We start from the raw sequence: 20,467 nt of genomic DNA, 5'->3' as shown, positions 1-20,467 counted from the left end.
CCATGTCGAACGCTCTCGCAACATTGCCGCCCGCCCTCGCCCAGCCGCTGAAGCAGGCCCAGGGGCTGTTCCAGCAACCTGCCGTCCGGCGCGCCATGCCGCTGGTCGCCATTATCGGCCTGATCGCCGCCGCCGCGCTTGCCTGGGTGATGATCGCCCAGCCGCCACAGCGCGTGCTGTTCCCCAACCTGGCCGATGCCGACAAGGCCGCCGTCAGCGACGCGCTGTCGGCGGCCAGCATCGCGTCCACCATCGACCCGTCGGGCGCGATCACCGTGGGCGAGGATGATTATCACCGCGCCCGCATGTTGCTGGCCGGACAGGACCTGCCAAAGGCGGCGCCCGGCGGCTATGCCATTCTCGACCAGTTGCCGATGGGCGTCAGCCGCGCGGTCGAGGGCGAGCGGCTGAAACAGGCGCGCGAAACCGAGCTGGCACGCTCGATCGCGGAGATCGACTCTGTCACCGACGCGCGCGTGCACCTCGCCACGCCGGAGGCTTCGGTGTTCGTGCGCGACAATGCGCGTCCGTCCGCTTCGGTCATCGTCCGGCTGGAGGCGGGACGGACCCTGTCCGACAGCCAGGTCCGCTCGATCGTCAATCTGGTCGCCGGTTCGGTGCCCGGCATGAAGGCCGACGACGTGACCATTGTTGACCAGATGGGCGCGCTATTGTCCTCCAAGGACAGCCAGACCGGCACAAGCGCCGGCGACGCCCGCATCGATTACCAGCGCCGGGTGGAGGACAAGTTCCGCCTGCAACTGGCCAAGCTGCTGACGCCGCTGGTCGGCGCAGGCAATTTTTCGGCCGAGGTGCAGGCCGATGTCAATCTGGACGAGAATCAGGCGACGCGGGAGACGTTCGACAAGTCCGGCGTGATCCGCGCCGAACAGGGCCAGTGGCAAAGCCCACAGGCCGCCGCGGGCGCCCCCGGCGGCATTCCCGGCGCGCTGTCGAACACGCCGCCCGCCACCGCCACGCTGACCAACCCCAACGACCCCGAAACCCAGCCCGGCGCCGGCGTGATGCGCGCCGAGGGCAAGGCGAGCGAGGAATATGCCCGCACCTATGACCTGGGCAAGCAGGTATCGGTCACGCGTTCGGCCCCCGGCAATATCAGTCGCCTGTCGGTCGCGGTGCTGCTGCGCGAACCGGCCGGAGCCAAGCCACGCACCGCCGCCGAAATCCGCCAGATCACCGAACTGGTGCGCGCCGCCGTCGGCTATAGCGCGGCGCGGCAGGATCAGGTGACGGTCATCAGCCGTCCCTTCTCCGCCGAAGTGACCGATGCCGATGCACGCGCCTGGTATGACGCGGACTGGTTTCCGATCGCCGCGCGCAACGGCACCGCGCTGGTCATTGCGCTGTTGATCCTGTTCGTCGGCGTCCGCCCGATCGTCCGGTCGATCGCGAGGAAGCGCGGCGACGAAAAGCCCGCCGATGCGCTTGCCCTGCCCGCCGCCGATGGAGAGGTTTCGGCCGAAGCGTCCGCCGTGACGATGGTCGAAGGCCCTGATGGCCAGCCCGTCGCGGTCGCCAGCACCGGCGCGCAGCCCGAGCCGGTCAGCATCGAAATGCTGCAATCCGCCCGCAGCTATGACGAACGCGTCGGGCTGGTGCGCGGCTTCACGCGTGACAATCCCACCCGCGCGGCGCTGGCCGTGCGCGACATGATCCGGGGCGATGCGGCATGATGGAACCCCTGCGCCAGTTCTCCGGCGTCGAACGCGCCGCGGTGCTGATGATGCTGGTCGGCGAGGAAGAAGCCGCCGCGATCCTGCAAAAGCTGGAACCTGAGGAGGTCCGCCAGCTGGGCAAGGCGATGTTCACCGTCGCCGATGTCAGCGAGGAAGAAGTCGAATCGGTGCTCGACACCTTTGTCGCGCACGCCCGCGACCGCACCGCGATCGGCTTTGATCCCCGCCCCAAGATCGCGGGCATGATGAACAAGGCGCTGGGTCAGGAAAAGGCCGACAGCGTGCTGGCACGCATCACCCCGCCGGAGGCCGCGTGCGCGATCGACCTGCTCGACTGGCTCGACGCGAACGAGATCGCCAGCCTTATCGAAACCGAACATCCCCAGATCGCCGCCGTGCTGATCGCCAATCTGGACCCGATGGTCGCGGCCCAGGTGCTGGAAATCCTGCCCGAACAGATGCAGCCGCAGATCCTGCACCGCGTCGCCAGCCTTGGCCCGATCACGCCGGAAGCAATCGAGACGCTGAAGGCGGCGCTGTCGTCGCGCATCGGCCAGTCGTCGCAATCGGGCGCGGGACTGCAACTGGGCGGCACCAAGGATGCGGCCAAGATCCTGTCGAGCGCGCGCAAGGCGACCGAAGCGCGCGTCATGCCCAAACTGGCCAAGATCGACCGCGAGGTCGCGCGCCAGATCGAAGAAGCGATGTTCGTGTTCGAGAACCTGCTCGACATGGACGACAAGAATCTGGGCGTGCTGATCCGCAACATCGACACCGACCTGCTGGTCCGCGCGCTCAAGGGCATCGACGAGGCCGGTCGTAACCGGTTCCTCGGCTGCATGTCGGCGCGTGCCGCAGACGGCATTCGCGACGAGATGGAGGCGCGCGGGCCGATGCGCCTGACCGAAGTGCTCGACGCGCAGAAATCGGTCATCGCCACTGCCCGCTCGCTGGCCAAGGACGGCACCATCATGATGGGCGGCGGGGAGGATGACTATGTCTGACAGCTGGTCGCCCCAGCCCGTGTTCGGCAGCACGCCGCCCCTTGCCTTTTCGGCGGGCTTTGCCGGGCGTCACGACGATATCGGCGATGCGCTGCGCCGTGCCTTTGCCCCGCCGCCGGGGTTTGCGCCGACCGCGCCGGGCCGCCCCGAAGCCGCAGCGCAACCGCCGCGACATCCCGAACCCGCCGCCGATGGGCCGCGCCATTTCCACCCCGCCGACCGGGAGGTAAATCCGACCGAAGGCTGGGACCCGTTCGCCGCCGCTGCTGCCGCGCCGGAACTCGCCCCCGATACCGCCCACGCGATCGCCGCCGCGCGCGCCGAGGGATATGAGGAAGGTCTGCGCGTCGCCGGTGACGAAGCGACAGCGGCGCAGGCGCGCGATCGCCGGCTGATGGACGAACTGACCCATGCGCTGGCCCGCGCCACCTGGGTCGACCGCGAACGCTTTGCGCGGCAGATGCGCCAGACGGTGCTGGCGCTGGTCGGGCAACTGGTGGGCGAGGCCGGTGTCAGTGGCGAAAAGCTGGCCGCGCGCATCGATGCCGCCGTCGATCTGCTGACCGATTCGGCCGAATCGGCGATGCTGCGGCTGAACCCCGCCGACATGGCGCTGGTGGAGGGCCGCTTGCCAAAGACCGTGTTCCCCGTCGCCGACGCCACTATCGCACGCGGTGCCTTCAGCCTCGAAGCCGCTTCGACCATTGTCGAGGACGGTCCCGACCGCTGGATCGAACAATTGACCCAGGCCATTGACCAAGTGCCGCTGCCCACATGCTGACCCGCTTCGCCGACGATTATCTGGGCGCGATCGGCACGGCCGCCTTTGCGCCGCGCCCGCGGGTGTCGGGGCGGCTGGCCTCCTATGACGGCCTGCTGATGGAGGCAGTCGGCCTGTCGCTGCCGGTGGGAACCGTGTGCGAGATCGGTGACGGCGCTGCGCGCGTCGAGGCTGAGGTCATCGGCTTTCGCGGCAACCGCACGCTGATGATGAATCTGGGCGGTCCCGCTGCCCTGCTGCCGCAGGCGCCGGTGCGCCCGATCGGTGCGCCGGGCGAGGCAGAAGTCGGTGCCGCGCTGCTCGGTCGGGTGGTCGACGGTGCGGGCAAGCCGATCGACGGGCGCGGCCCGATCCGCGGCGCCGGGCGCTGGCCGCTGGCGGGGCATATCCAGAACCCGCTCGATCGCGGGCGCGTGTTGCAGCCGCTCGACGTCGGCGTGCGCGCGATCAACGGCCTGCTGACCATCGGCCAGGGCCAGCGCGTCGGCATCATGGCGGGGTCGGGTGTCGGCAAATCGGTGCTGCTGGGCATGATCGTGCGCGCGGCGCAGGCCGATGTCGTCGTCGTCGGCCTGATCGGCGAGCGCAGCCGTGAAGTCGCCGACTTCCTCGAAACCAAGATTTCCGGGGAGGCGCGCGCCAGGTCGGTCGTGGTCGCCGTGCCCGCCAATCACTCGCCGGTGTTGCGGATCCGCGGCGCGCTGCGTGCCACCGCCATTGCGGAGGCGTTCCGTGCCCAGGGCAAGCGCGTGCTGCTCATCATGGATTCGCTGACCCGTGTCGCCCATGCCGGGCGGGAAATCGGCCTGGCGCTGGGCGAACCGGCATCGGCGCGCGGCTATCCGCCGTCCGCCATCGCGATGCTGCCCAGCCTGATCGAGCGGGCGGGCACCTGTGTCACCTCCGGCGGGTCGATCACCGCCATCTATACCGTGCTGGCCGACGGCGATGACGGCAACGATCCCGTGGTCGATTCGGCGCGCTCGATCCTCGACGGGCATATCGTGCTCAGCCGCGCGCTGGCCGAACGCGGGGTCTATCCGGCGATTGACGTCGGCCCATCGGTCAGTCGCGTGATGACCGACATTGCGCCGCGCGATCATGTGCTGGCCGCGCGCACGCTGCGCCGACACCTGGCGACCTATGAGGAAAATCGCGACCTTGTGCTGATGGGCGCGTATCGCGCGGGCGCGGACCCGGCGATCGACGCCGCCATCGCCGCGCATGGCGCCGTCCTCGAATATATCCGCCAGGACGCGAACGAGGTTGTGTCGCTTGGCGATGCCGTGGCCGAGCTGACGGGCGTGTTCGGCAATGCCGGCTGACCCGAAAAAGCTCGACCGCATCCTGCGCGTCCGCACGCTGCAACTGGGCCTGACGCGCGCCGAGGAAGCGCGTGCCGCCGAACGGGTAGCGAGCGAGACGGCGCTCAAGACCCGTATCGCCGAACTGGCCGCCGATGCGGCCCCCGCCCCTTCTCCGCGCCCCACCGATGCGCTGGGCTTCGCCGCCGCCGCGCATTACCGCGACCGGCTGCACGCCTCAGCCGACATGGCCGAAGCGCGCGTCGCGTCGGCGCATCACGGGCTGGCCAGCGCACAGGCCGCCACGCGGGAGGCACGTCGCGATCAGAGCGCGGTCGAAAAGCTGATCGCGCGCGCCGAACACGCCGCCGCGCTCAAGGCGATCCGCGCGCTGGAGGACTTGCCGCCGACCCGCGCGCAAAACCGGCACGATCCTTGCTGAATGAGCGGGTAGATGCTGCCCGATCTTATCCTTTCGTTCGGTGCCACCGGCCCGAACCCACCCGCCGCCGCTGATCCCGGCGACCGGACGGCGCGCGCGCCGTCGCCCTTTGCCGCACTGCTCGGTTCAGCCAGCCTGACTCCGCCGTTGACAGGCGCCCCGCTGATGGCGCGACCAACCGCTGCCGCAACGGGGGAACAAGCGCCGCTGGTGGTGACCACGACGATATCGTCGCCGGCGGGCGTGCAGTCGATACTATCGCCCCTTGTCGCCCCGCCCCTTGCCGGGACCGGCGGACAGCCGACATTGAGTGTCGCCACGACGATATCACAGGCAATACCCACCGCCATCACCGCCGATCAGGCGCTGATGATGGCCGCGCCTGCCGCGCCCGCTGACCGGCAGCAAGCTGCCGCGCCCGGCAAGGTCTTGCCGCCGCCTGTCGGCACTGCCGACGTTCGCTTCGCCGGCGCGCCGATCGCGCTTGGACAATTCTCATCGCTCGCCACCACCGGAGAGGCGGTGAGCGCTGCGACGCCGCAGGCAAAGGCAATGGTCGCGTTCCCGACCCCCGGCAGGACGCAAGCGCCCGATGCGGCGAAGACCGTTGCCGCCGCTGTCGTATCCGGCGACGCGCCGGTCGTTCCAAGCAGCGACGCCGCGCCGCCTGCGTCGGACAATGATCGAGCGGTTTCGACCGAGGCTGAACCGGTCAGCACTTTGCCCGAACCGCCGCAGCCCATCGGCGCAGTCGCTGTCCCGCTTGCACCGGCAAGTGTCGATCGCCCGACCGTCCAGTTCGCCTTGACCGCGGCATCGGCCGCGCCTGCGCGCACGCCGCCGCTGAACGCCGCCCCGGCGACCGCGTTGCCGATGGCTGCCGCTGACAATGCCGACGCCCCGGCTGGGACCATGGGCGATGTCCCGGTCGCTTCCCCTCAGCCGCGCGCGGATCGGTCGACACCTGAATCGAACGGCAGGACATTGGAAGGCCCGCCGCTGGATCCGCCATCAATAACGGAGGTGACGACCGCCCCCCGGGTCGACCTGGCGAGCACGGCGTCACCGCTTCCCGCTGACGTTACAGGGCATGCACCCAAACTTGCCACGCAACCATCCGACGGCGGCATCCCCATAACTGCATCGGCGCCAACCGCGCCCCAAACCGTCTGGATTCCGTCGCCTGCCGAACGCCCAGGGGCATCACCGATCGCAGTGCCGCCCGAATCCGCCGCCGCGCGCCCGGCCGACGCCGCAATCCCGCCTTTCGTCAGCGTGGAAAGCCAGGGAGCCGCCACGCCCGCCACCGATCGCACGGCCAGTGTGGAACCGGCGTCAGCGACCGCTCAACCGGCTCTGCCGCAATCAGCCAGTCCGGCATTACCCGCCCCCATGGCCGTCGGGGGTGCGCCAACCGCCGAGCAGGCACCGATCGCCCAGCCGTCTGCAATCCAGCCGGCAAGCCCGGCATCACCCGCCGCCACGGCAGTCGACGGCGTGGCGACCTTTGAGCGAGCGACGATCGCTCAACCGGCTGCGCCCCGGCCTGAAAGCCCGCCATCGCCCACTGCCACGTTCATCGTCGATCCGGCGACCGCTGCCCCCGCGACCGCCAAGGCCGCGTCGGCGCCATCGCCGATCGCCGCTCCGCGTGCCGGCAAGTCACGACCATCTGCCCCGATCGTGGCGCTTCCCGTCGACGCCGCGCCGGCGACGCCGACCGGCGCGCGCACCGACCAGTTGCTGCGTGCACGGCCCAACACCGCCTTTGCCATCGATCTCTCCAGCATCGCGCCGCCAACGGTCGAGGCGGCTGCGGTCGTTCATATCGCGCCGCACGATGCGTCTGCGCCGCTCGCCGCCACCGCCGCCACGCCGGTCGATACCGGGCGTCAGGAATGGCTGGCCGCGATGATCGACCGGATCGAGACCGTGCTGGGTGCCGATGGCGGCGGCACGCGTGAAACGCGCATCACCCTGTCGCCCGACGCGCTGGGTGAAGTGTCGGTGCAGCTGGTGGAGACCGATCAGGGCATCACCGTCATGCTCGACGCCGCCACGCCGGAGGCACAGGCGCTGCTGGCCGAGGCCGCACCGCGCCTGGCCGACATGGCCGAGACGCGCGGGCTGAAACTGAACGGCCAAGCCATGGCAGGGCACGGCGAGCAGCAAGGCGGGCAGCAACGCGCGCCGCACCGGCCCGATGCCGACGCACCCCTTCCGAACCGCCGCGCGCAACCGGGCGCGGTCGACCCATCAACCGACGAACGTATCGCCTGATCGCGGGGATTTTGAGACATGAGCGACACCAAGGACAAGGCCGCCGAGCCGAAGAAAAAGGGCGGCAAGATGAAATGGGTGCTGATCGGCGTGGGCGCGCTGGTCCTGGCCGGCGGCGGCGTGGGCGGCGGCCTGTATGCGACCGGCGTGATCGGTGGCGGCGGCGATCATGCCGAGGCCGAATCGGACCGCCCCCGGCTGGTGCCCAAGAGCGAGCAGAAGCACGCCGGCGAGGATGAAGGCGGCGAAGGCGGCGGCGAAAGCACCCCCGGCGGTGAGGGCGGCGAGGAATATGCCTCCAACTATTACACGCTGGAAAAGGAATTCACCTCGAACCTGGCCGACAGCGTGCACTTCATCCAGGTCGGCGTCGCGGTATCGACCGCCTATGACGACAAGGTGCTCACCAACCTGAAAACGCACGAAATTGCCGTGCGATCTTCCGTGCTGATGGCGCTGTCGGAAACCAACGAGGATCAGGTTTTCACTGCCGAGGGCAAGCAGCAGCTTCAGAAGCGGCTGGTGAAAGCGATCAACGACACGCTGAAGGAAAAGGAAGGCTTTGGCGGCATTGGTAACGTCTACTTTACCAATTTTGTTGTTCAGTGACCGGGCATGGTTAACGAGGCTTCAGGAAACGCCGCGTCGGATCGACGCCAGCGCACGCGGCATGACGCGACGCACGCGGCTGCGCTCGGCACGGCGAACCTGAATCCTTTCGGCGACCTGCATACCCTGCAACATCTGTCGGCCCGGTTCGCGCGCGGCTTGCGCGGCGTGTTCGAGCCGATCCTGCGCCGCGCGACGCGTAGCTGGGCCGAACCGCTCAGCGTCATGCGCTTTGCCGATTATGTTGCCGAACGGCCAAAGGGGCTGACCGCGTGGCTGCCGCTGGCGATGAACCCGGCGGCGGGCAACGCCATGCTGGTCATCGACGGGCGCTTCACGCTGGAACTGCTCGACCTGTATTTCGGCGGTCTGGGCGAAGCGCCCAATCCCCTGCCCGGCGAGTTTTCCGCGTCGGCGGAAGCGCTGGTCGAACGGCTGGGCCGCACCATCGTCGAGTCCCTGTCGATCGCGTGGGAACCGGTATCGCGGCTGGAGTTCACGCCCGGCCGGGTCGAGATCAACCCCGCCATGCTGTCCGATTTCGATGGCGACGACGCGGTGATCGTCACCCGGTTCGGCATCGCGCCGGGGACCGACAAGCCGGTGTTCGTCGACCTGGTTTATCCGGTCGCCGCGCTGAAACCCATCGGCCCGTCGCTCAATGCCAAGGTTCATGGCCGCACGGCGGAACCGGAACCGCGCTGGCGCGGCGGCCTGACACGCGCGGCGATGAGCGTTCGCTTTCCCGTCCGGTCGGTGCTCGCCGAACCCGTCATGTCGCTGGGCGCACTGATGGAGCTGAAGGAAGGCGACGTCATTCCGATCAGCTTTGGCCAGCACGTGCCCATCATGGTCGGCGCGCATCGACTGGGCACCGGCGTGGTCGGCACCCAGAACGGCCGCGCCGCAATCTGCATTCACCAGCTCGAAAGTTTCGAGGAAGAGGATCTTCACGCATGAACGACATGACCGGCGGCTTTCCAACGGACGCGCCGATCAGCCCCGGCGTCGCGGCCAATTTCCGGCTGTTGCAGGACGTCGACGTCAAGCTGACGGTGGAGATCGGTTCGACCAGCCTGACGCTGCGCGAATTGCTGGCGCTGGGCGAATCGAGTGTCATCGAACTGGACCGGCAGGCGAACGAGCTGCTCGACGTGTTCGTCAACGGCACGCTGATCGGCCGCGGCGAAGTGGTGACGGTGGGCGAACGTTTCGGCGTCCGCATGACCGAACTGGTCAGCCCCGAACGCCGGGTGCGCTGATCCGATGATGTGGTCCTATGTTCTCAAGCTGGTCGTGCTGCTGCCGCTCGTCTGCGGCCTGTTGATCGGGTGCCTGTATCTGTGGCGCCGACTCGAATCGCGGATGCCCGGCAATCAGGGCGAGCGGATGCTGAAAGTGCGCGAGACGATGATGATCGCGACCGGCACCCGCCTCGCCGTCCTCGATTTCGAAGGACGCCGCCTGCTGGTGTCGGTCAGCCGGTCGGGCGTCACGCTGATCGACAAGGTCGACGCGTGATGCGTCTTGCACGGCCGATCCTGTTCGCGCTTGCAACGCTGGTGCTGAGCGCGCTCGCCATCGAACCCGCGCTGGCACAGGCGCTGCCCGCCCCGGCCCCCGCCACGCCGGGTGTCGGCGACGCGCTGGACCGCGCGCTTGGCCAGTTGGGCGGTGCGAACGACGCGCCGCTGGCGCTGTCGCTGCAAGTGCTCATCATCATGGGCCTGCTCACGGTATTGCCGGGCATCATCCTGATGATGACCAGCTTTACCCGGATCATCATCGTGCTGTCGATCCTGCGCCAGGCGCTGGGCCTGCAACAGACGCCGCCCAATCAGGTGCTGATCGGCCTGTCGCTGTTCCTGTCGCTGTTCGTGATGGCGCCGACGATCACGCGCGTGAACGACGCCGCGATCAGGCCCTATGCCGCCGGACAGATCGGTGCCGAACAGATGATCGAGACGGGCGGCGCCTCGCTCCACGCCTTCATGCTGAAACAGACCCGCGTGAAGGACATCACGATGTTCTCCGGCATCGCCAAGACGGGGCCTTACGCCAGCCCGCAGGACGTGCCCTTTTCGGTGCTGTTGCCCGCTTTCGTAACATCGGAGCTGAAGACCGCATTCCAGATCGGCTTTCTGGTGTTCCTGCCCTTCATCGTCATCGACCTGGTCGTCGCGACAGTGTTGATGAGCCTGGGCATGATGATGATGTCGCCGACAATCATCTCGCTGCCGTTCAAGCTGTTGCTGTTCGTGCTGGTCGACGGCTGGGCGCTGACGATGGGCAGCCTTGCCAACAGTTTCGTGAGTTAGGGCGATGGACGCCGAATATTTCCTGTCGGTCGCGCGTCAGGCGATGTGGATCCTGGCGCTCGCCTCGGCGCCGATCCTGTTGCCCGCGCTGGTATCGGGCCTGATCTTGGGCATGGTGCAGGCCGCGACCTCGATTCAGGAACAGACGCTGTCGTTCGTGCCCAAGCTGATCGTGGTGGGCGTCAGCCTGGTCATCTTCGGCGGCATGATAATGGGTCTGCTCAGCGACTTCACCGTCAGCATCTTCGAACGCATCCCGGACTTGGTGCGATAGCGCGATGCTGGGCCTTGGCCTTGCTGTCGAGCCGCAGCTCTGGACGCTGATCTTCACGATGGTGCGGATCGGCGCGGCCTTTATCGCCGCGCCCGTTTTCGGCGCGGTCAGCGTGCCGGTGACGGTGCGCGTCATCCTGTCGGCAGCGGTCGGCGTGCTGATTACCGGCTCGATGCCGATCGCCGCGCCGGAGCAGGTGTTCGCGCTGCCCACCTTCCTGTCGATCGCGGCCGAGGCGCTGGTCGGCCTTGCGCTGGGCTTCATCCTGCAGATCGCGTTCGCCGCGCCGCTGATCGCCAGCGAAGTGATCGGCGGGTCGATGGGCCTGGGCTTCGCCACGATGATGGACCCCCAGCGCGGCGCGAGCAGCCCGGCGCTGGGTAGTTTCCTGTCGATCCTGCTGACGCTGTTGTTCCTGTCGGTCGACGGGCACCTGATCCTGGTCGATCTGGTCGCAAGGTCCTATGAACTGCTGCCGCCTGGCGCGGCGTGGCTCGGCGCCAACGCACTGCGTAACATCGCGATGTTCGGCGGCTATGCCTTTCTCGCCGGGTTCCTGCTGGCGTTGCCGGTCGGGTTCCTGTTGCTCTGCCTCAACATCGTCTTGGGCATGTTGTCGCGGTCGGCCCCTGCGCTCAACCTGTTCGCGGTCGGCCTGCCCGCCAGCCTGTTCCTGGGCGTCATCGCGCTTTTCGTCGCAATGCCCGCGATGGGGGATTACATGCTCGTCATCGTGCGCGAGGCACTGGATGCGGCCAAGACACTGGTGCTCGGCTGAATGGCGGAGACCGCGGGCGAAAAGACCGAAGCCCCGACACCACGGCGGCGCGAAAAGGCCGCGGAGGAAGGCAATATCCTCAAGTCGCGCGATCTGGGCGCGGCGCTGGTCGTGCTGCTGGGTTGCGGCTGGCTTGTCGCGTTCGGGCCGATGCTGCTGGGCGCGATCCGCGAAGTGGTGATCGCCAGCCTGACCTTCGGCCGTGCCGATGTCGAGCATTTCGAGCCATGGCGTCCGCTGGCGGAGGCGGGTTGGAAACTGGCGCCGGCGCTGGGCGGGCTGCTGCTCATCACCATGGTCGCCGCCATCGCCAGTCAGGCGATGCTGGGTGGCCTGTCCTTCAACGGCAAGCTGTTCGCGCCCAAGGCTTCGCGCATCAATCCTGGTGCCGGGCTGGCACGCATCCTGGGACCACAGGGCTGGATCGAGCTGGGCAAGTCGCTGCTCAAGGTCGTGCTCCTGGGCAGCATCGGCTGGTGGCTGTTGTCGGCGACGGCGCATCGCGGGCTGGGCGTGGTGTCCAGCGACCTCCAGAACGCGCTGGGCGGACTGGGCAGCCAATTGACAATGCTCATGCTCGCCATGTCGGCGGGTCTGGTCCTGATCGCCGGTATCGACGTGCCGATCCAGATGCTCCAGCGGCTGAAAAAGCTGCGAATGACCAAGCAGGAGGTCAAGGACGAGCACAAGGAAACCGAAGGCTCGCCCGAGGCCAAGGCAGCGCAGCATCGCCGCCGCCACGAAATGGCCAAGCGCAGTTTCCGCAAGTCGGTGAGCGAAGCGCATGTCGTGCTGACCAACCCGACCCATTTCGCGGTCGCGCTGCGATATGAACGCGGGCGCGACACTGTGCCGGTGGTGGTCGCCAAGGGGCGCGGCGCCACCGCGCTCGCCATCCGCGAGCTGGCGGGGGAGTTGACGGTGCCGGTGCTCGAATATCCGACGCTCGCCCGCGCGGTCTATTATACCAGCCGCGAGGGACAGGAAGTGCGCGACGACCTGTATCTGGCGATCGCCACGGTGCTGGCGTTCGTGTTCGGCGTCAACGTGACCGCGGGCGGCGCGCCGCCGCCGGTCGACGTGCCACTGGACGCGCGCTTCGATGAAAACGGCAATGCGCTGGCAACGGCCTAAAGAACGCGGCCCTTCGGTCGTTTCCTGAAATGGAAGGAGTGCTCCAATGGCCCTGGCACCAATTGCGTCGACGCTGGGCGTTGGCTCCGGCATCGACATCTCGGCTCTGGTCGAAGGGCTGGTGGACGCGCAGTTTTCGACCCGGAACGCAGTGCTCGACCAGCGTGAGGAAACGCTGACGGCGCAGATTTCAGCCGCATCCGAACTGAAAAGCGCGATCAGCGGCTTTTCCAGCGCGCTGGCGGCGCTGGCGCGCGGCGGATCATTGTCGACCCAGCCGACCAGCGGCGACACCAGCGTGGTCAGAACCAGCCTGCTGACCGGGGGCAATGCCGCCAATGTGTCGGCCACCGTCGAGGTGCAACAGATCGCCCAGGCGCAGGCCAGCCATTCGGGCCTGATCGACGGCAGCGACTCGGTGTTCGAAACCGGCACGCTGACGCTGACATTCGGTTCGGCCACCGTGGACGGCAACGGGGCGATGACCGGCTTTACCGCCGGCGGCGGAGCGGCCGTCGACATCGTGATCGACGAAAGCAATTCCACGCTGTCGGGCATCGCCAATGCCATCAACGCCAAACAGGCAGGCGTCACCGCCAGCATCGTCAGCGACGTGAACGGCGAGCGGCTGGTGCTGAAAGGCGCGACCGGCGACAGCCAGGCCTTTACGTTGAGCGCGACGGCCAGCGGCACCGCGCCGCCAAACCCGGATGGCAGCGCCCCGGCGGCGCTGTCCGACCTGGCGGTCGGCGTCGGTGGCGCATCGACCATCGGCACGGCGGCGCGGGACGCGATCGTGGAGATCGACGGCGTGGCGGTGCGGCGCGCGTCGAACAGCATCAACAACCTGATCCCCGGCGTCCGCCTCGAACTGGTGTCGGCAAAGCCCGGCACGCTGGTTCAGATCGGCGCGTCCGCCCCCACCGAGGGGCTGTCGCAAGCGGTGCAGGATTTCGTCAGCACCTATAACGAACTGCAATCGATGATCGGCGCCGCGACCAATCCGCTGGGCGGCAGCCTGCGCGCCGACACGGCCGCGCGCAACCTCAAGACCCAGCTCAGCCGCCTCGTCGCCACGCCGCTGCTTGACGATGCCAGCGGCCCGCGCACGCTGGCCGAGATCGGCGTCGCGACCAATCGCGACGGCACGCTGCGCGTCGATACTGCGCGACTGGTGAGCATCCTGTCATCGGACCCACAGGCGGTGGAGGCGATGTTCGCGTCGGGTGCGGGCCTTCCCGCGGCGATGTCGGCGATTGCCACTGCCGCAACCGACACGCGCATGGGCCTGGGCGCCAGCGAGACGCGCTACACCGATCAGGTCGAGGATGTCGCCGATGCGCGCGAAGCCGCGCTGACCGCCGCCGAAACGCTCAGGACGCGCATGACCCAGCAATTCGCCAGCATGGATGCGCGGGTGGCATCCTATCGCTCGACGCAAAGTTTCCTCGAACAGCAGGTCGCGGCCTGGAACGCGCAGAACGATTGACGATGGCACGTTACGCAACCGCGCTCGCCGGGGACCCGGCGGCGACCTATTCGCGCGTCGACCTGGCCAGCCGGACGGGTGGCGCGGACCCGCACGCGTTGGTCGAATTGCTTTACGGCGAAGCGATCCGCGCGCTGACCGGGGCGGCATGGGCCATTGAGCACAATGATTTCCGCATGAAAAGCGAACGGCTGACGCGCGCCACGGCGATCCTGTTCGCGCTGGAGAACGGTCTGGATTTCGAGCGCGGCGGCGATGTTTCGCGCACGCTCGCAACCTTATATCGGGGCCTGCGCTCGCAAGTGGTCGAAGCCAGCATCGGCAACGATCCCCTGCCCTTTCGCGACGCCGCCGCCCAGCTCAAGGAAATCGCTGATGCCTGGGCCAGCGTCCGGCACTGACCCGTTCAGGTCGGCGGCAGTTCCAGCATCAACTGCGCGGCGCGCACCGGCGCGAAGCTGCGGCGGTGGATCGGCGACGGTCCCAGCCGCTTGAGCGCGGCGCGGTGATCGGGCGCGGCATAGCCCTTGTTCGACGCCCAGCCATAGCCCGGCCACATCGCATCATAGTCGCGCATCATCGCGTCGCGCCGGTGCTTGGCGACGATGGATGCGGCGGCGATCGACAGGCAGCGGGCATCGCCGCCGACCACCGCTTGGCTGGGCCACACCCATTTCGGACAGCGATTGCCGTCGACCAGCACCATCGCGGGCGCTACGTCCAGCGCCTCAACGGCCCGCGTCATCGCCAGCATCGTCGCCCACAGGATGTTCAACTCGTCGATTTCCTCGACGCTGGCGACACCCACACCGACGCGCGCGCAGTCCAGCAGCGCGGCGCACAGATCAGCCCGGCGCGCGGCGGTCAGCACCTTGGAATCGTTCAGCCCCTCGGGAATGCAGGCGGGGTCGAGAATGACCGCGGCGGCAACAACCGGCCCGGCCAGCGGCCCGCGCCCGGCCTCGTCCACGCCGGCGACGGGGCCGGTGTGGCGCCCTTCGAAACTGTAATCAGGCATCGCGCAGCCGCCATGGCGGAAAGCGGCGCATCTCGCCCGCCTGATACAGGCAGACGATGTTGTCGGCAGGATCGGTCAATCGCGCCTCGCGCCAGCCCCATTGTTCGTCATGTGGCGCTTGCGCGAAGGTCAGACCCTGCGCCTTGAGATAAGCCACCATCAGGTCGAGGTCCCCGCATTCCAGGAACACGACCGGCGCGGGCAATGCCTCTTCGGCCTCAAGACTCAGCGTCGCGCCCCCCTCGCTTTCGAAGCGCGCGTAACGATCTTCGGCGCGCACGATCTGGCGCAGGCCCAGCAGCCGATAGAAATGCTCGCTGGCGGGCAGGTCGCGGGCGGGCACACTGATATGATTGAGCATCGGCGCCCAGCGCGATGCATTGAGGTCGAGGCGCACCGATTGCTGCGCCATCGGCCCGTGCCCCCGCCCCAGCGGCACCGCATCCTGCATGGCGATCCGCACGAACCGGCGCGCACGCGCGACCGCTTCGGGCAACGACCAGTCGCGCGCCAGTTCGCACGCGATCGCGGTGGACAGCGTGCAACCGGTGCCGTGCGTCGCGTCGCCGTCGATGCGCGGATCGCTCCATTCCATTTCGGGCGTCACACCCGGTTCGGCGGGCTGGAACAGGCGGTCGGTCACCTGCCGCCCCTTGGCATGCCCGCCCTTGACCAGCAGCGCGCGGCCGCGCCGCTGGACCAGGCTTTGCGCCGCTTCGCGCTGTGCCGCCTTGTCCAGCACGCTCATGCCCGATAGCGCTTTCAACTCCGGCAGGTTGGGCGTGGTGACGGTGGCGACGCGCATCAAGCGTTCGAACGCGGCGATCGTCGCATCGTCGGCCAGCGTCGCGCCCGATGTCGCCACCATCACCGGATCGAACACGATCGGCAGGCCGGGCATTTCGGCCAGCCGCGCTGCCAGCGCTACGGCGGTCTTTGCCGAACCGATCATGCCGATCTTGACCGCATCGACGCCGATGTCGCGGATCACGCAATCGATCTGTTCGATCACCATTTCGGTCGGCACCGGATGCACGGCGGCGACGCCCATCGTGTTCTGCGCCGTGACGGCGGTGATCGCGGTCATGGCGTGCGCGCCCAGCATCGTCGCCGTCTTTATGTCGGCCTGAATGCCCGCGCCCCCGCCCGAATCGGACCCGGCGACGATCAGGATGCGCGCCGTCATGGCCGGTGCCGCCGCGTGGCGGCGGCGGGATTGCGCTTCAGCCGCTCCCCCGTGCGCGTCGGGCGGTCGGACAGTTCGCCGCCGCAATTGGGGCAATGTTCGTCGAGTTGGTCGGCGCATTCGGCACAGAAGGTGCATTCGAACGAACAGATGAACGCACCATGCGCCTGGGGCGGCAGGTCGGTGCCACAGCGTTCGCAATCAGGCCGCATTTCCAGCATCGCGCCTCCATCGCGCGCATGGCCCCGCTTGGCAAGCGGGCGGCGTTGGTGTCTGGTGTCACCAAAGGACGACAAAGGGGGATTTTCGATGCGTTTCGCGTTTCTTGCCGCCACCGCCACGCTTGCATTCGCCGCTCCGGCGGCGGCGCAGCAGCAACCGCCCGCGCCCGCCGCGAAACCGGCCGCGCAGGTCAGCTATATCCATGCCGGCACGCTGCTGGCGCGTCCGGGCGAGCGGGCGCGGGGCAATTCGACGATCATCGTGCGCGACGGCAAGATCGCCGAAGTCCGCGACGGCTTTGCCGCACCGGAGGGCGGTGCGCGGCTGGTCGACCTGAGCGACAAATATGTCCTGCCCGGTTTCATCGACATGCACGTCCATTTTTATTCGTCGGGCTATCCGCAGCAGGATCGGCTCGACGCGCCGAACAAGGACCTTGAGGACCAGTTCGTCGGCGCGATGGCATCGGCGCGCAAGACGCTGGATGCGGGCTTCACCACGGTGCGCGACCTGGGCGGGGAGCCGCGTGGCATCCGTGCGCTTCGCGACGCGATCGAGCGGGGCGAAGTGGAGGGGCCGACCATCGTCAACGCCGGTCGCATGATCTCGGTCACGGCGGGGCATGGCGACGCCAACGGCCTGCGCCGCGAGCTGGCGCATGTCGAGCGCGAACAGTCGCCCGAGCTGTGCAACGGTCCCGATGATTGCCGCCGCGCCACGCGTGAACAGATTTTCACCGGGGCCGAGGTCATCAAGTTCGCGGCATCAGGCGGCGTGGGGTCGAACATCGCCGGCGGGCTTGAGGCGCAGATGACCTTTGACGAGATGAAGGCCATCGTCGACACCGCCCATGCCTTTGGCCGCAAGGCGACGGCGCACGCGCACGGCAAATCGGGCATCGATACCGCGCTTCGCGCCGGCGTCGATTCGATCGAACATGGCAGCTATATCGATGACGAGACAATCGCCCTGTTCAAGGAAAAGGGCGCCTATCTGGTCCCCACCATGCACGCCTTTGAAAGCGTGATCCGCCAGGGCCGCGCCGGGGAACGCCCGCCCGCCAGCGTCGCCAAGGCCGAACAGGTCGCCACCGTGGTCAAGGCCAGCCACCGCAAGGCGTTCGGCAGCGGCATCAAAATCGCCTTCGGCACCGATTCGGGCGTCGGCCCGCACGGCACCAACGCGCTCGAATTCAAATATATGACCGATGTCGGCATGGACCCGGCCCGCGCCATCCGCGTGGCAACCATTGACGCCGCCACGCTTTTGGGCCGCGCCGACCGCATCGGCACGATCGAAGTGGGCAAGGACGCCGACATCATCGCGGTGGCGGGCGATCCAGTGGCCGACGTGACGCGGCTGCAAACCGTCCCCTTCGTCATGCGGCGCGGGGTGGTCCACAAGCTGGGCGGCGAACATCAGGCGGTGGCTGCGAACTGACCGCGCGGGCGGCGGGGGCGACGCATCCCGCCGCACCCCCGGTTGCGCGAATGGCGCGATACGCTATTCGCCCGACCCTGATTCATCATCCAGCACCACGAAGGACGACATGAGCGACAACATCTCCGCCGAGCAGCTGCGCCTCCTGATCGAGCGGGTCGAGCGGCTCGAAGAAGAAAAAAAGGGCATCTCCGACGACATCAAGGACGTCTATGCCGAAGCCAAGTCGACCGGTTTCGACGTCAAGACGATGAAGTCGATCATCCGCCTGCGCCGCATGGAAAAGCACCACCGCGACGAAGCGGAAATGCTGCTCGAAACCTACAAGCAGGCACTCGGCCTCGTTTGACGCCCCCTTGAGCCGAAGGGGCGGGTGCGGCTAGAGCGCTCGCCCTATCGGCGCCGATCTGCAACCGCACGGCGTCCCACAGGATCAACGCACCCGGAAGGCGCGCACGGCAATGGCAGGTCACAGCAAGTTCAAGAACATCATGCACCGCAAGGGTGCACAGGATAAGAAGCGCTCGTCGCTGTTTTCCAAGCTCAGCCGCGAAATCACCGTCGCGGCCAAGATGGGCACGCCCGATCCCGACATGAACCCGCGCCTGCGCGCCGCCGTCAACGCGGCCAAGGCGCAGTCGATGCCCAAGGACAATATCCAGCGCGCGATCGACAAGGCGCTGGGCGGTGATACCGACAGTTACGAGGAAATCCGCTATGAGGGCTTTGGTCCCGGCGGCGTCAGCCTCATCATCGAGGCGCTGACCGACAATCGCAACCGCACAGCCACCAATGTCCGCACCGCGGTCAGCAAGAATGGCGGCAATCTGGGCGCATTGGGTTCGGTCAGCCACGGCTTCGACCGCATGGGCCTCATCAGCTATCCCGCCGATGTGGGCGATGCCGAAAAGGTGTTCGAAGCCGCGCTGGAAGCGGGCGCGGAGGATGTTTCCTCCAGCGAGGACGGCCACGAAATCTGGACCGCGCAGGACGCGCTGCACGAAGTCGCCACTGCCATCACCCCCGTGCTGGGCGAACCCGAAGGCGCCAAGCTCGCCTGGCGGCCGCAGACGATGGTCGCCGTCAGCGAGGATGACGCCGCCACGCTGTTCAAGCTGATCGATGCGCTGGACGATGACGACGACGTCCAGACCGTGTGGGGCAATTACGAAGTCTCGGACGAAATCATGGAGAAGCTGGGCCAATGATCCCGCCCCGTACCTCCCCGGCACGGGGAGGGGAACCATGGCCGCAGGACATGGTGGAGGGGTTTGCCGCGCGCGACGCTTCGCACGGCCGATGCTGATCCTGGGCCTCGACCCCGGCCTTGGCACCACCGGCTGGGGTCTGGTCGAGCAGCAGGGCAACCGGCTGATCCATCGTGGCAACGGGCGGCTGCGGACCGATACCGCCGCGCCGCTGGCCCGCCGCCTCGCGCATCTCGACATGATGGCCGCCGCGCTGATCGCCGATCACGCGCCGATCGCGGCAGCGTGCGAGGAAGTGTTCGTCAATTCGAACGCCCGCTCCACGCTGAAACTGGCACAGGCGCGCGGCGTGCTGCTGGCGGCGGCGGGGCGCGCGGGGCTTGAGGTCGGCGAATATGCGCCCAGCCTGGTCAAGCAATCGGTCGTCGGCACCGGCCGCGCGGAAAAGGCGCAGGTCCACGCCATGGTCGCGCGGCTGATGCCCGGCATCACCATCGCCGGTCCCGACGCGGCGGACGCGCTGGCGGTGGCGATCTGCCACGCCCACCATCTCGCCAGCGCGCGGCGGGGTATTTGATAGATTCCAGATAACCTCGTTCGAAATCAAGCAGACATTTTGCGTTAGCAAACTGAACGCAAAATCTGCGGAATGCCAATCTTCAATTTGTTATTTTCGATTCCAATCTTCATCTCAACCAAGATCGGGATGCCAAGTAAGCCTATCACCCCATTCGCGCGATAGTGCGCGTGCGCTATCCCGTAGGTCGTTAGAAGCGTCTAATAGAAAGAATGCACGAGCAGAAAATGCGGAAGCCCGCAACGCATCTACTGAAAACCCCATAGATGCGAGCCTTTTACCCCAATGCGCCAATTCTAACAGATGCCCGCCCGACATGCGCGTTTGGTGGTGATAGACAATCAGCGTCCGACGGGGTCTACGCAATCCTTCCAATTCGGAAAGCGCTACGCTTTTACCGGCTTTACTGCGCCCGGGATTAAAATTTGCCGTTTCCAGACCATTGTCGGGATCTAGAAATACAATCTCAGCGTCCGATACCCGGTCCACGGCAGCGCGAAACCAAGCAAGCCGACCAGACCGGCGCTCAACGCTTGGGCCAATCGTGGGAATGGGATCGTTGAAGTAGGTTGCGTCCGAAAGGAGGTTCGCCCGTTCCAAAGCCGCGACATTCCGGCGGCCGCTATCGACTATCGTTTTCAAAGCATCAAATAGTTCAGGATCGCGGGATCGCCAGCGGATCGGGTCGTTGAGGTAAGCTACATGC

Annotated in this window: 24 protein-coding genes; 20 read left to right on the top strand and 4 right to left on the bottom strand. The window is 67.4% G+C overall.

Going from position 1 to position 20,467, the window contains the following annotated elements; all coding sequences use genetic code 11:
- The first annotated feature begins 2 nt into the window (after positions 1 to 2).
- From fliF to fliS, 16 genes are read left to right on the top strand one after another with little or no spacing between them, the layout of a single operon-like run.
- Complete coding sequence (gene fliF, locus VL973_RS02120) at positions 3 to 1,694, top strand: flagellar basal-body MS-ring/collar protein FliF (RefSeq protein WP_325282388.1); 1,692 nt, start codon at positions 3 to 5, stop codon at positions 1,692 to 1,694.
- A complete protein-coding gene (fliG, locus tag VL973_RS02115) occupies positions 1,691 to 2,701 on the top strand; it encodes a flagellar motor switch protein FliG (protein WP_325282387.1) in 1,011 nt (336 codons plus the stop codon). The genes fliF and fliG overlap by 4 nt, the downstream gene beginning before the upstream one ends.
- Positions 2,694 to 3,482 carry a FliH/SctL family protein gene (locus tag VL973_RS02110; protein ID WP_325282386.1) on the top strand — a complete coding sequence of 263 codons (789 nt, stop codon included), beginning with the start codon at positions 2,694 to 2,696 and terminating at the stop codon, positions 3,480 to 3,482. Before fliG ends, VL973_RS02110 begins: the two co-directional genes overlap by 8 nt.
- On the top strand, positions 3,476 to 4,807 hold the full coding sequence (locus VL973_RS02105) for a FliI/YscN family ATPase (RefSeq protein ID WP_325282385.1): 1,332 nt from the start codon (positions 3,476 to 3,478) through the stop codon (positions 4,805 to 4,807). Before VL973_RS02110 ends, VL973_RS02105 begins: the two co-directional genes overlap by 7 nt.
- A complete protein-coding gene (locus VL973_RS02100) occupies positions 4,797 to 5,228 on the top strand; it encodes a hypothetical protein (protein ID WP_325282384.1) in 432 nt (143 codons plus the stop codon). Before VL973_RS02105 ends, VL973_RS02100 begins: the two co-directional genes overlap by 11 nt.
- Positions 5,229 to 5,240: 12 nt before the next feature.
- The gene (locus tag VL973_RS02095; RefSeq protein ID WP_325282383.1) at positions 5,241 to 7,508 is read left to right on the top strand and encodes a flagellar hook-length control protein FliK; all 2,268 of its coding nucleotides are present in this window, start codon (positions 5,241 to 5,243) and stop codon (positions 7,506 to 7,508) included.
- A gap of 18 nt (positions 7,509 to 7,526) precedes the next feature.
- A complete protein-coding gene (locus VL973_RS02090; protein ID WP_325282382.1) occupies positions 7,527 to 8,117 on the top strand; it encodes a flagellar basal body-associated FliL family protein in 591 nt (196 codons plus the stop codon).
- Positions 8,118 to 8,123: 6 nt separating this feature from the next.
- Positions 8,124 to 9,077: a flagellar motor switch protein FliM gene (locus tag VL973_RS02085; protein WP_325282381.1), complete on the top strand. Its 954-nt coding sequence runs from the start codon at positions 8,124 to 8,126 to the stop codon at positions 9,075 to 9,077.
- Positions 9,074 to 9,379 carry a flagellar motor switch protein FliN gene (fliN, locus tag VL973_RS02080; protein ID WP_325282380.1) on the top strand — a complete coding sequence of 102 codons (306 nt, stop codon included), beginning with the start codon at positions 9,074 to 9,076 and terminating at the stop codon, positions 9,377 to 9,379. The genes VL973_RS02085 and fliN overlap by 4 nt, the downstream gene beginning before the upstream one ends.
- A gap of 4 nt (positions 9,380 to 9,383) precedes the next feature.
- Positions 9,384 to 9,638, top strand: a complete 255-nt coding sequence (locus VL973_RS02075; RefSeq protein WP_325282379.1) for a flagellar biosynthetic protein FliO — start codon at positions 9,384 to 9,386, stop codon at positions 9,636 to 9,638.
- Entirely contained in the window at positions 9,638 to 10,435 is a 798-nt protein-coding gene (fliP, locus tag VL973_RS02070) for a flagellar type III secretion system pore protein FliP (protein WP_325282399.1), read from the top strand. The genes VL973_RS02075 and fliP overlap by 1 nt, the downstream gene beginning before the upstream one ends.
- 4 nt (positions 10,436 to 10,439) lie before the next feature.
- Positions 10,440 to 10,709, top strand: a complete 270-nt coding sequence (gene fliQ, locus VL973_RS02065) for a flagellar biosynthesis protein FliQ (RefSeq protein WP_325282378.1) — start codon at positions 10,440 to 10,442, stop codon at positions 10,707 to 10,709.
- Positions 10,710 to 10,713: 4 nt separating this feature from the next.
- Positions 10,714 to 11,487: a flagellar biosynthetic protein FliR gene (fliR, locus tag VL973_RS02060; protein ID WP_325282377.1), complete on the top strand. Its 774-nt coding sequence runs from the start codon at positions 10,714 to 10,716 to the stop codon at positions 11,485 to 11,487.
- The gene (gene flhB, locus VL973_RS02055) at positions 11,488 to 12,621 is read left to right on the top strand and encodes a flagellar type III secretion system protein FlhB (protein ID WP_325282376.1); all 1,134 of its coding nucleotides are present in this window, start codon (positions 11,488 to 11,490) and stop codon (positions 12,619 to 12,621) included.
- Positions 12,622 to 12,667: 46 nt separating this feature from the next.
- The gene (gene fliD / locus VL973_RS02050; RefSeq protein ID WP_325282375.1) at positions 12,668 to 14,110 is read left to right on the top strand and encodes a flagellar filament capping protein FliD; all 1,443 of its coding nucleotides are present in this window, start codon (positions 12,668 to 12,670) and stop codon (positions 14,108 to 14,110) included.
- 2 nt (positions 14,111 to 14,112) lie between these two features.
- The gene (gene fliS, locus VL973_RS02045) at positions 14,113 to 14,511 is read left to right on the top strand and encodes a flagellar export chaperone FliS (RefSeq protein ID WP_325282374.1); all 399 of its coding nucleotides are present in this window, start codon (positions 14,113 to 14,115) and stop codon (positions 14,509 to 14,511) included.
- Between the two features lie 5 nt (positions 14,512 to 14,516).
- Here fliS and VL973_RS02040 read toward each other — a convergent pair whose 3' ends face one another.
- From VL973_RS02040 to VL973_RS02030, 3 genes are read right to left on the bottom strand one after another with little or no spacing between them, the layout of a single operon-like run.
- Positions 14,517 to 15,128: a ribonuclease HII gene (locus VL973_RS02040; RefSeq protein WP_325282373.1), complete on the bottom strand. Its 612-nt coding sequence runs from the start codon at positions 15,126 to 15,128 to the stop codon at positions 14,517 to 14,519.
- Positions 15,121 to 16,314: a bifunctional hydroxymethylpyrimidine kinase/phosphomethylpyrimidine kinase gene (gene thiD / locus VL973_RS02035; protein WP_325282372.1), complete on the bottom strand. Its 1,194-nt coding sequence runs from the start codon at positions 16,312 to 16,314 to the stop codon at positions 15,121 to 15,123. The genes VL973_RS02040 and thiD overlap by 8 nt, the downstream gene beginning before the upstream one ends.
- On the bottom strand, positions 16,311 to 16,535 hold the full coding sequence (locus VL973_RS02030; RefSeq protein WP_325282371.1) for a DUF1272 domain-containing protein: 225 nt from the start codon (positions 16,533 to 16,535) through the stop codon (positions 16,311 to 16,313). Before VL973_RS02030 ends, thiD begins: the two co-directional genes overlap by 4 nt.
- Positions 16,536 to 16,623: 88 nt before the next feature.
- Here VL973_RS02030 and VL973_RS02025 point away from each other — a divergent pair, with 88 nt between their 5' ends.
- The 4 genes from VL973_RS02025 (at position 16,624) to ruvC (ending at position 19,761) form a co-directional block, all read left to right on the top strand.
- Positions 16,624 to 17,976 carry a metal-dependent hydrolase family protein gene (locus VL973_RS02025; protein WP_325282370.1) on the top strand — a complete coding sequence of 451 codons (1,353 nt, stop codon included), beginning with the start codon at positions 16,624 to 16,626 and terminating at the stop codon, positions 17,974 to 17,976.
- A gap of 109 nt (positions 17,977 to 18,085) precedes the next feature.
- Positions 18,086 to 18,325, top strand: coding sequence for a DUF2312 domain-containing protein (locus VL973_RS02020; protein ID WP_325282369.1), 240 nt, complete (start codon positions 18,086 to 18,088; stop codon positions 18,323 to 18,325).
- Positions 18,326 to 18,437: 112 nt separating this feature from the next.
- On the top strand, positions 18,438 to 19,184 hold the full coding sequence (locus VL973_RS02015) for a YebC/PmpR family DNA-binding transcriptional regulator (protein WP_325282368.1): 747 nt from the start codon (positions 18,438 to 18,440) through the stop codon (positions 19,182 to 19,184).
- Between the two features lie 91 nt (positions 19,185 to 19,275).
- Positions 19,276 to 19,761 carry a crossover junction endodeoxyribonuclease RuvC gene (gene ruvC / locus VL973_RS02010; protein WP_325282367.1) on the top strand — a complete coding sequence of 162 codons (486 nt, stop codon included), beginning with the start codon at positions 19,276 to 19,278 and terminating at the stop codon, positions 19,759 to 19,761.
- Positions 19,762 to 19,875: 114 nt separating this feature from the next.
- On the opposite strand, the gene VL973_RS02005 is transcribed toward ruvC, so the two are convergent.
- A partial coding sequence (locus VL973_RS02005; protein WP_325282366.1) for a hypothetical protein occupies positions 19,876 to 20,467 on the bottom strand: 592 nt, incomplete at its 5' end.

It is taken from the genome of Sphingomonas sp. (genome assembly GCF_035490575.1).
GTDB lineage: Bacteria > Pseudomonadota > Alphaproteobacteria > Sphingomonadales > Sphingomonadaceae > Sphingomonas.
This window is presented reverse-complemented; position numbering and strand designations above follow the sequence as displayed.

Excerpts from the sequence above, each read along its gene's own strand:
- fliF (WP_325282388.1), top strand. The coding sequence starts at position 3 with ATGTCGAACGCTCTCGCAACATTGCCGCCCGCCCTCGCCCAGCCGCTG.
- fliG (WP_325282387.1), top strand. The coding sequence starts at position 1,691 with ATGATGGAACCCCTGCGCCAGTTCTCCGGCGTCGAACGCGCCGCGGTG.
- VL973_RS02110 (WP_325282386.1), top strand. The coding sequence starts at position 2,694 with ATGTCTGACAGCTGGTCGCCCCAGCCCGTGTTCGGCAGCACGCCGCCC.
- VL973_RS02105 (WP_325282385.1), top strand. The coding sequence starts at position 3,476 with ATGCTGACCCGCTTCGCCGACGATTATCTGGGCGCGATCGGCACGGCC.
- VL973_RS02100 (WP_325282384.1), top strand. The coding sequence starts at position 4,797 with ATGCCGGCTGACCCGAAAAAGCTCGACCGCATCCTGCGCGTCCGCACG.
- VL973_RS02095 (WP_325282383.1), top strand. The coding sequence starts at position 5,241 with ATGCTGCCCGATCTTATCCTTTCGTTCGGTGCCACCGGCCCGAACCCA.
- VL973_RS02090 (WP_325282382.1), top strand. The coding sequence starts at position 7,527 with ATGAGCGACACCAAGGACAAGGCCGCCGAGCCGAAGAAAAAGGGCGGC.
- VL973_RS02085 (WP_325282381.1), top strand. The coding sequence starts at position 8,124 with ATGGTTAACGAGGCTTCAGGAAACGCCGCGTCGGATCGACGCCAGCGC.
- fliN (WP_325282380.1), top strand. The coding sequence starts at position 9,074 with ATGAACGACATGACCGGCGGCTTTCCAACGGACGCGCCGATCAGCCCC.
- VL973_RS02075 (WP_325282379.1), top strand. The coding sequence starts at position 9,384 with ATGATGTGGTCCTATGTTCTCAAGCTGGTCGTGCTGCTGCCGCTCGTC.
- fliP (WP_325282399.1), top strand. The coding sequence starts at position 9,638 with ATGCGTCTTGCACGGCCGATCCTGTTCGCGCTTGCAACGCTGGTGCTG.
- fliQ (WP_325282378.1), top strand. The coding sequence starts at position 10,440 with ATGGACGCCGAATATTTCCTGTCGGTCGCGCGTCAGGCGATGTGGATC.
- fliR (WP_325282377.1), top strand. The coding sequence starts at position 10,714 with ATGCTGGGCCTTGGCCTTGCTGTCGAGCCGCAGCTCTGGACGCTGATC.
- flhB (WP_325282376.1), top strand. The coding sequence starts at position 11,488 with ATGGCGGAGACCGCGGGCGAAAAGACCGAAGCCCCGACACCACGGCGG.
- fliD (WP_325282375.1), top strand. The coding sequence starts at position 12,668 with ATGGCCCTGGCACCAATTGCGTCGACGCTGGGCGTTGGCTCCGGCATC.
- fliS (WP_325282374.1), top strand. The coding sequence starts at position 14,113 with ATGGCACGTTACGCAACCGCGCTCGCCGGGGACCCGGCGGCGACCTAT.
- VL973_RS02040 (WP_325282373.1), bottom strand. The coding sequence starts at position 15,128 with ATGCCTGATTACAGTTTCGAAGGGCGCCACACCGGCCCCGTCGCCGGC.
- thiD (WP_325282372.1), bottom strand. The coding sequence starts at position 16,314 with ATGACGGCGCGCATCCTGATCGTCGCCGGGTCCGATTCGGGCGGGGGC.
- VL973_RS02030 (WP_325282371.1), bottom strand. The coding sequence starts at position 16,535 with ATGCTGGAAATGCGGCCTGATTGCGAACGCTGTGGCACCGACCTGCCG.
- VL973_RS02025 (WP_325282370.1), top strand. The coding sequence starts at position 16,624 with ATGCGTTTCGCGTTTCTTGCCGCCACCGCCACGCTTGCATTCGCCGCT.
- VL973_RS02020 (WP_325282369.1), top strand. The coding sequence starts at position 18,086 with ATGAGCGACAACATCTCCGCCGAGCAGCTGCGCCTCCTGATCGAGCGG.
- VL973_RS02015 (WP_325282368.1), top strand. The coding sequence starts at position 18,438 with ATGGCAGGTCACAGCAAGTTCAAGAACATCATGCACCGCAAGGGTGCA.
- ruvC (WP_325282367.1), top strand. The coding sequence starts at position 19,276 with ATGCTGATCCTGGGCCTCGACCCCGGCCTTGGCACCACCGGCTGGGGT.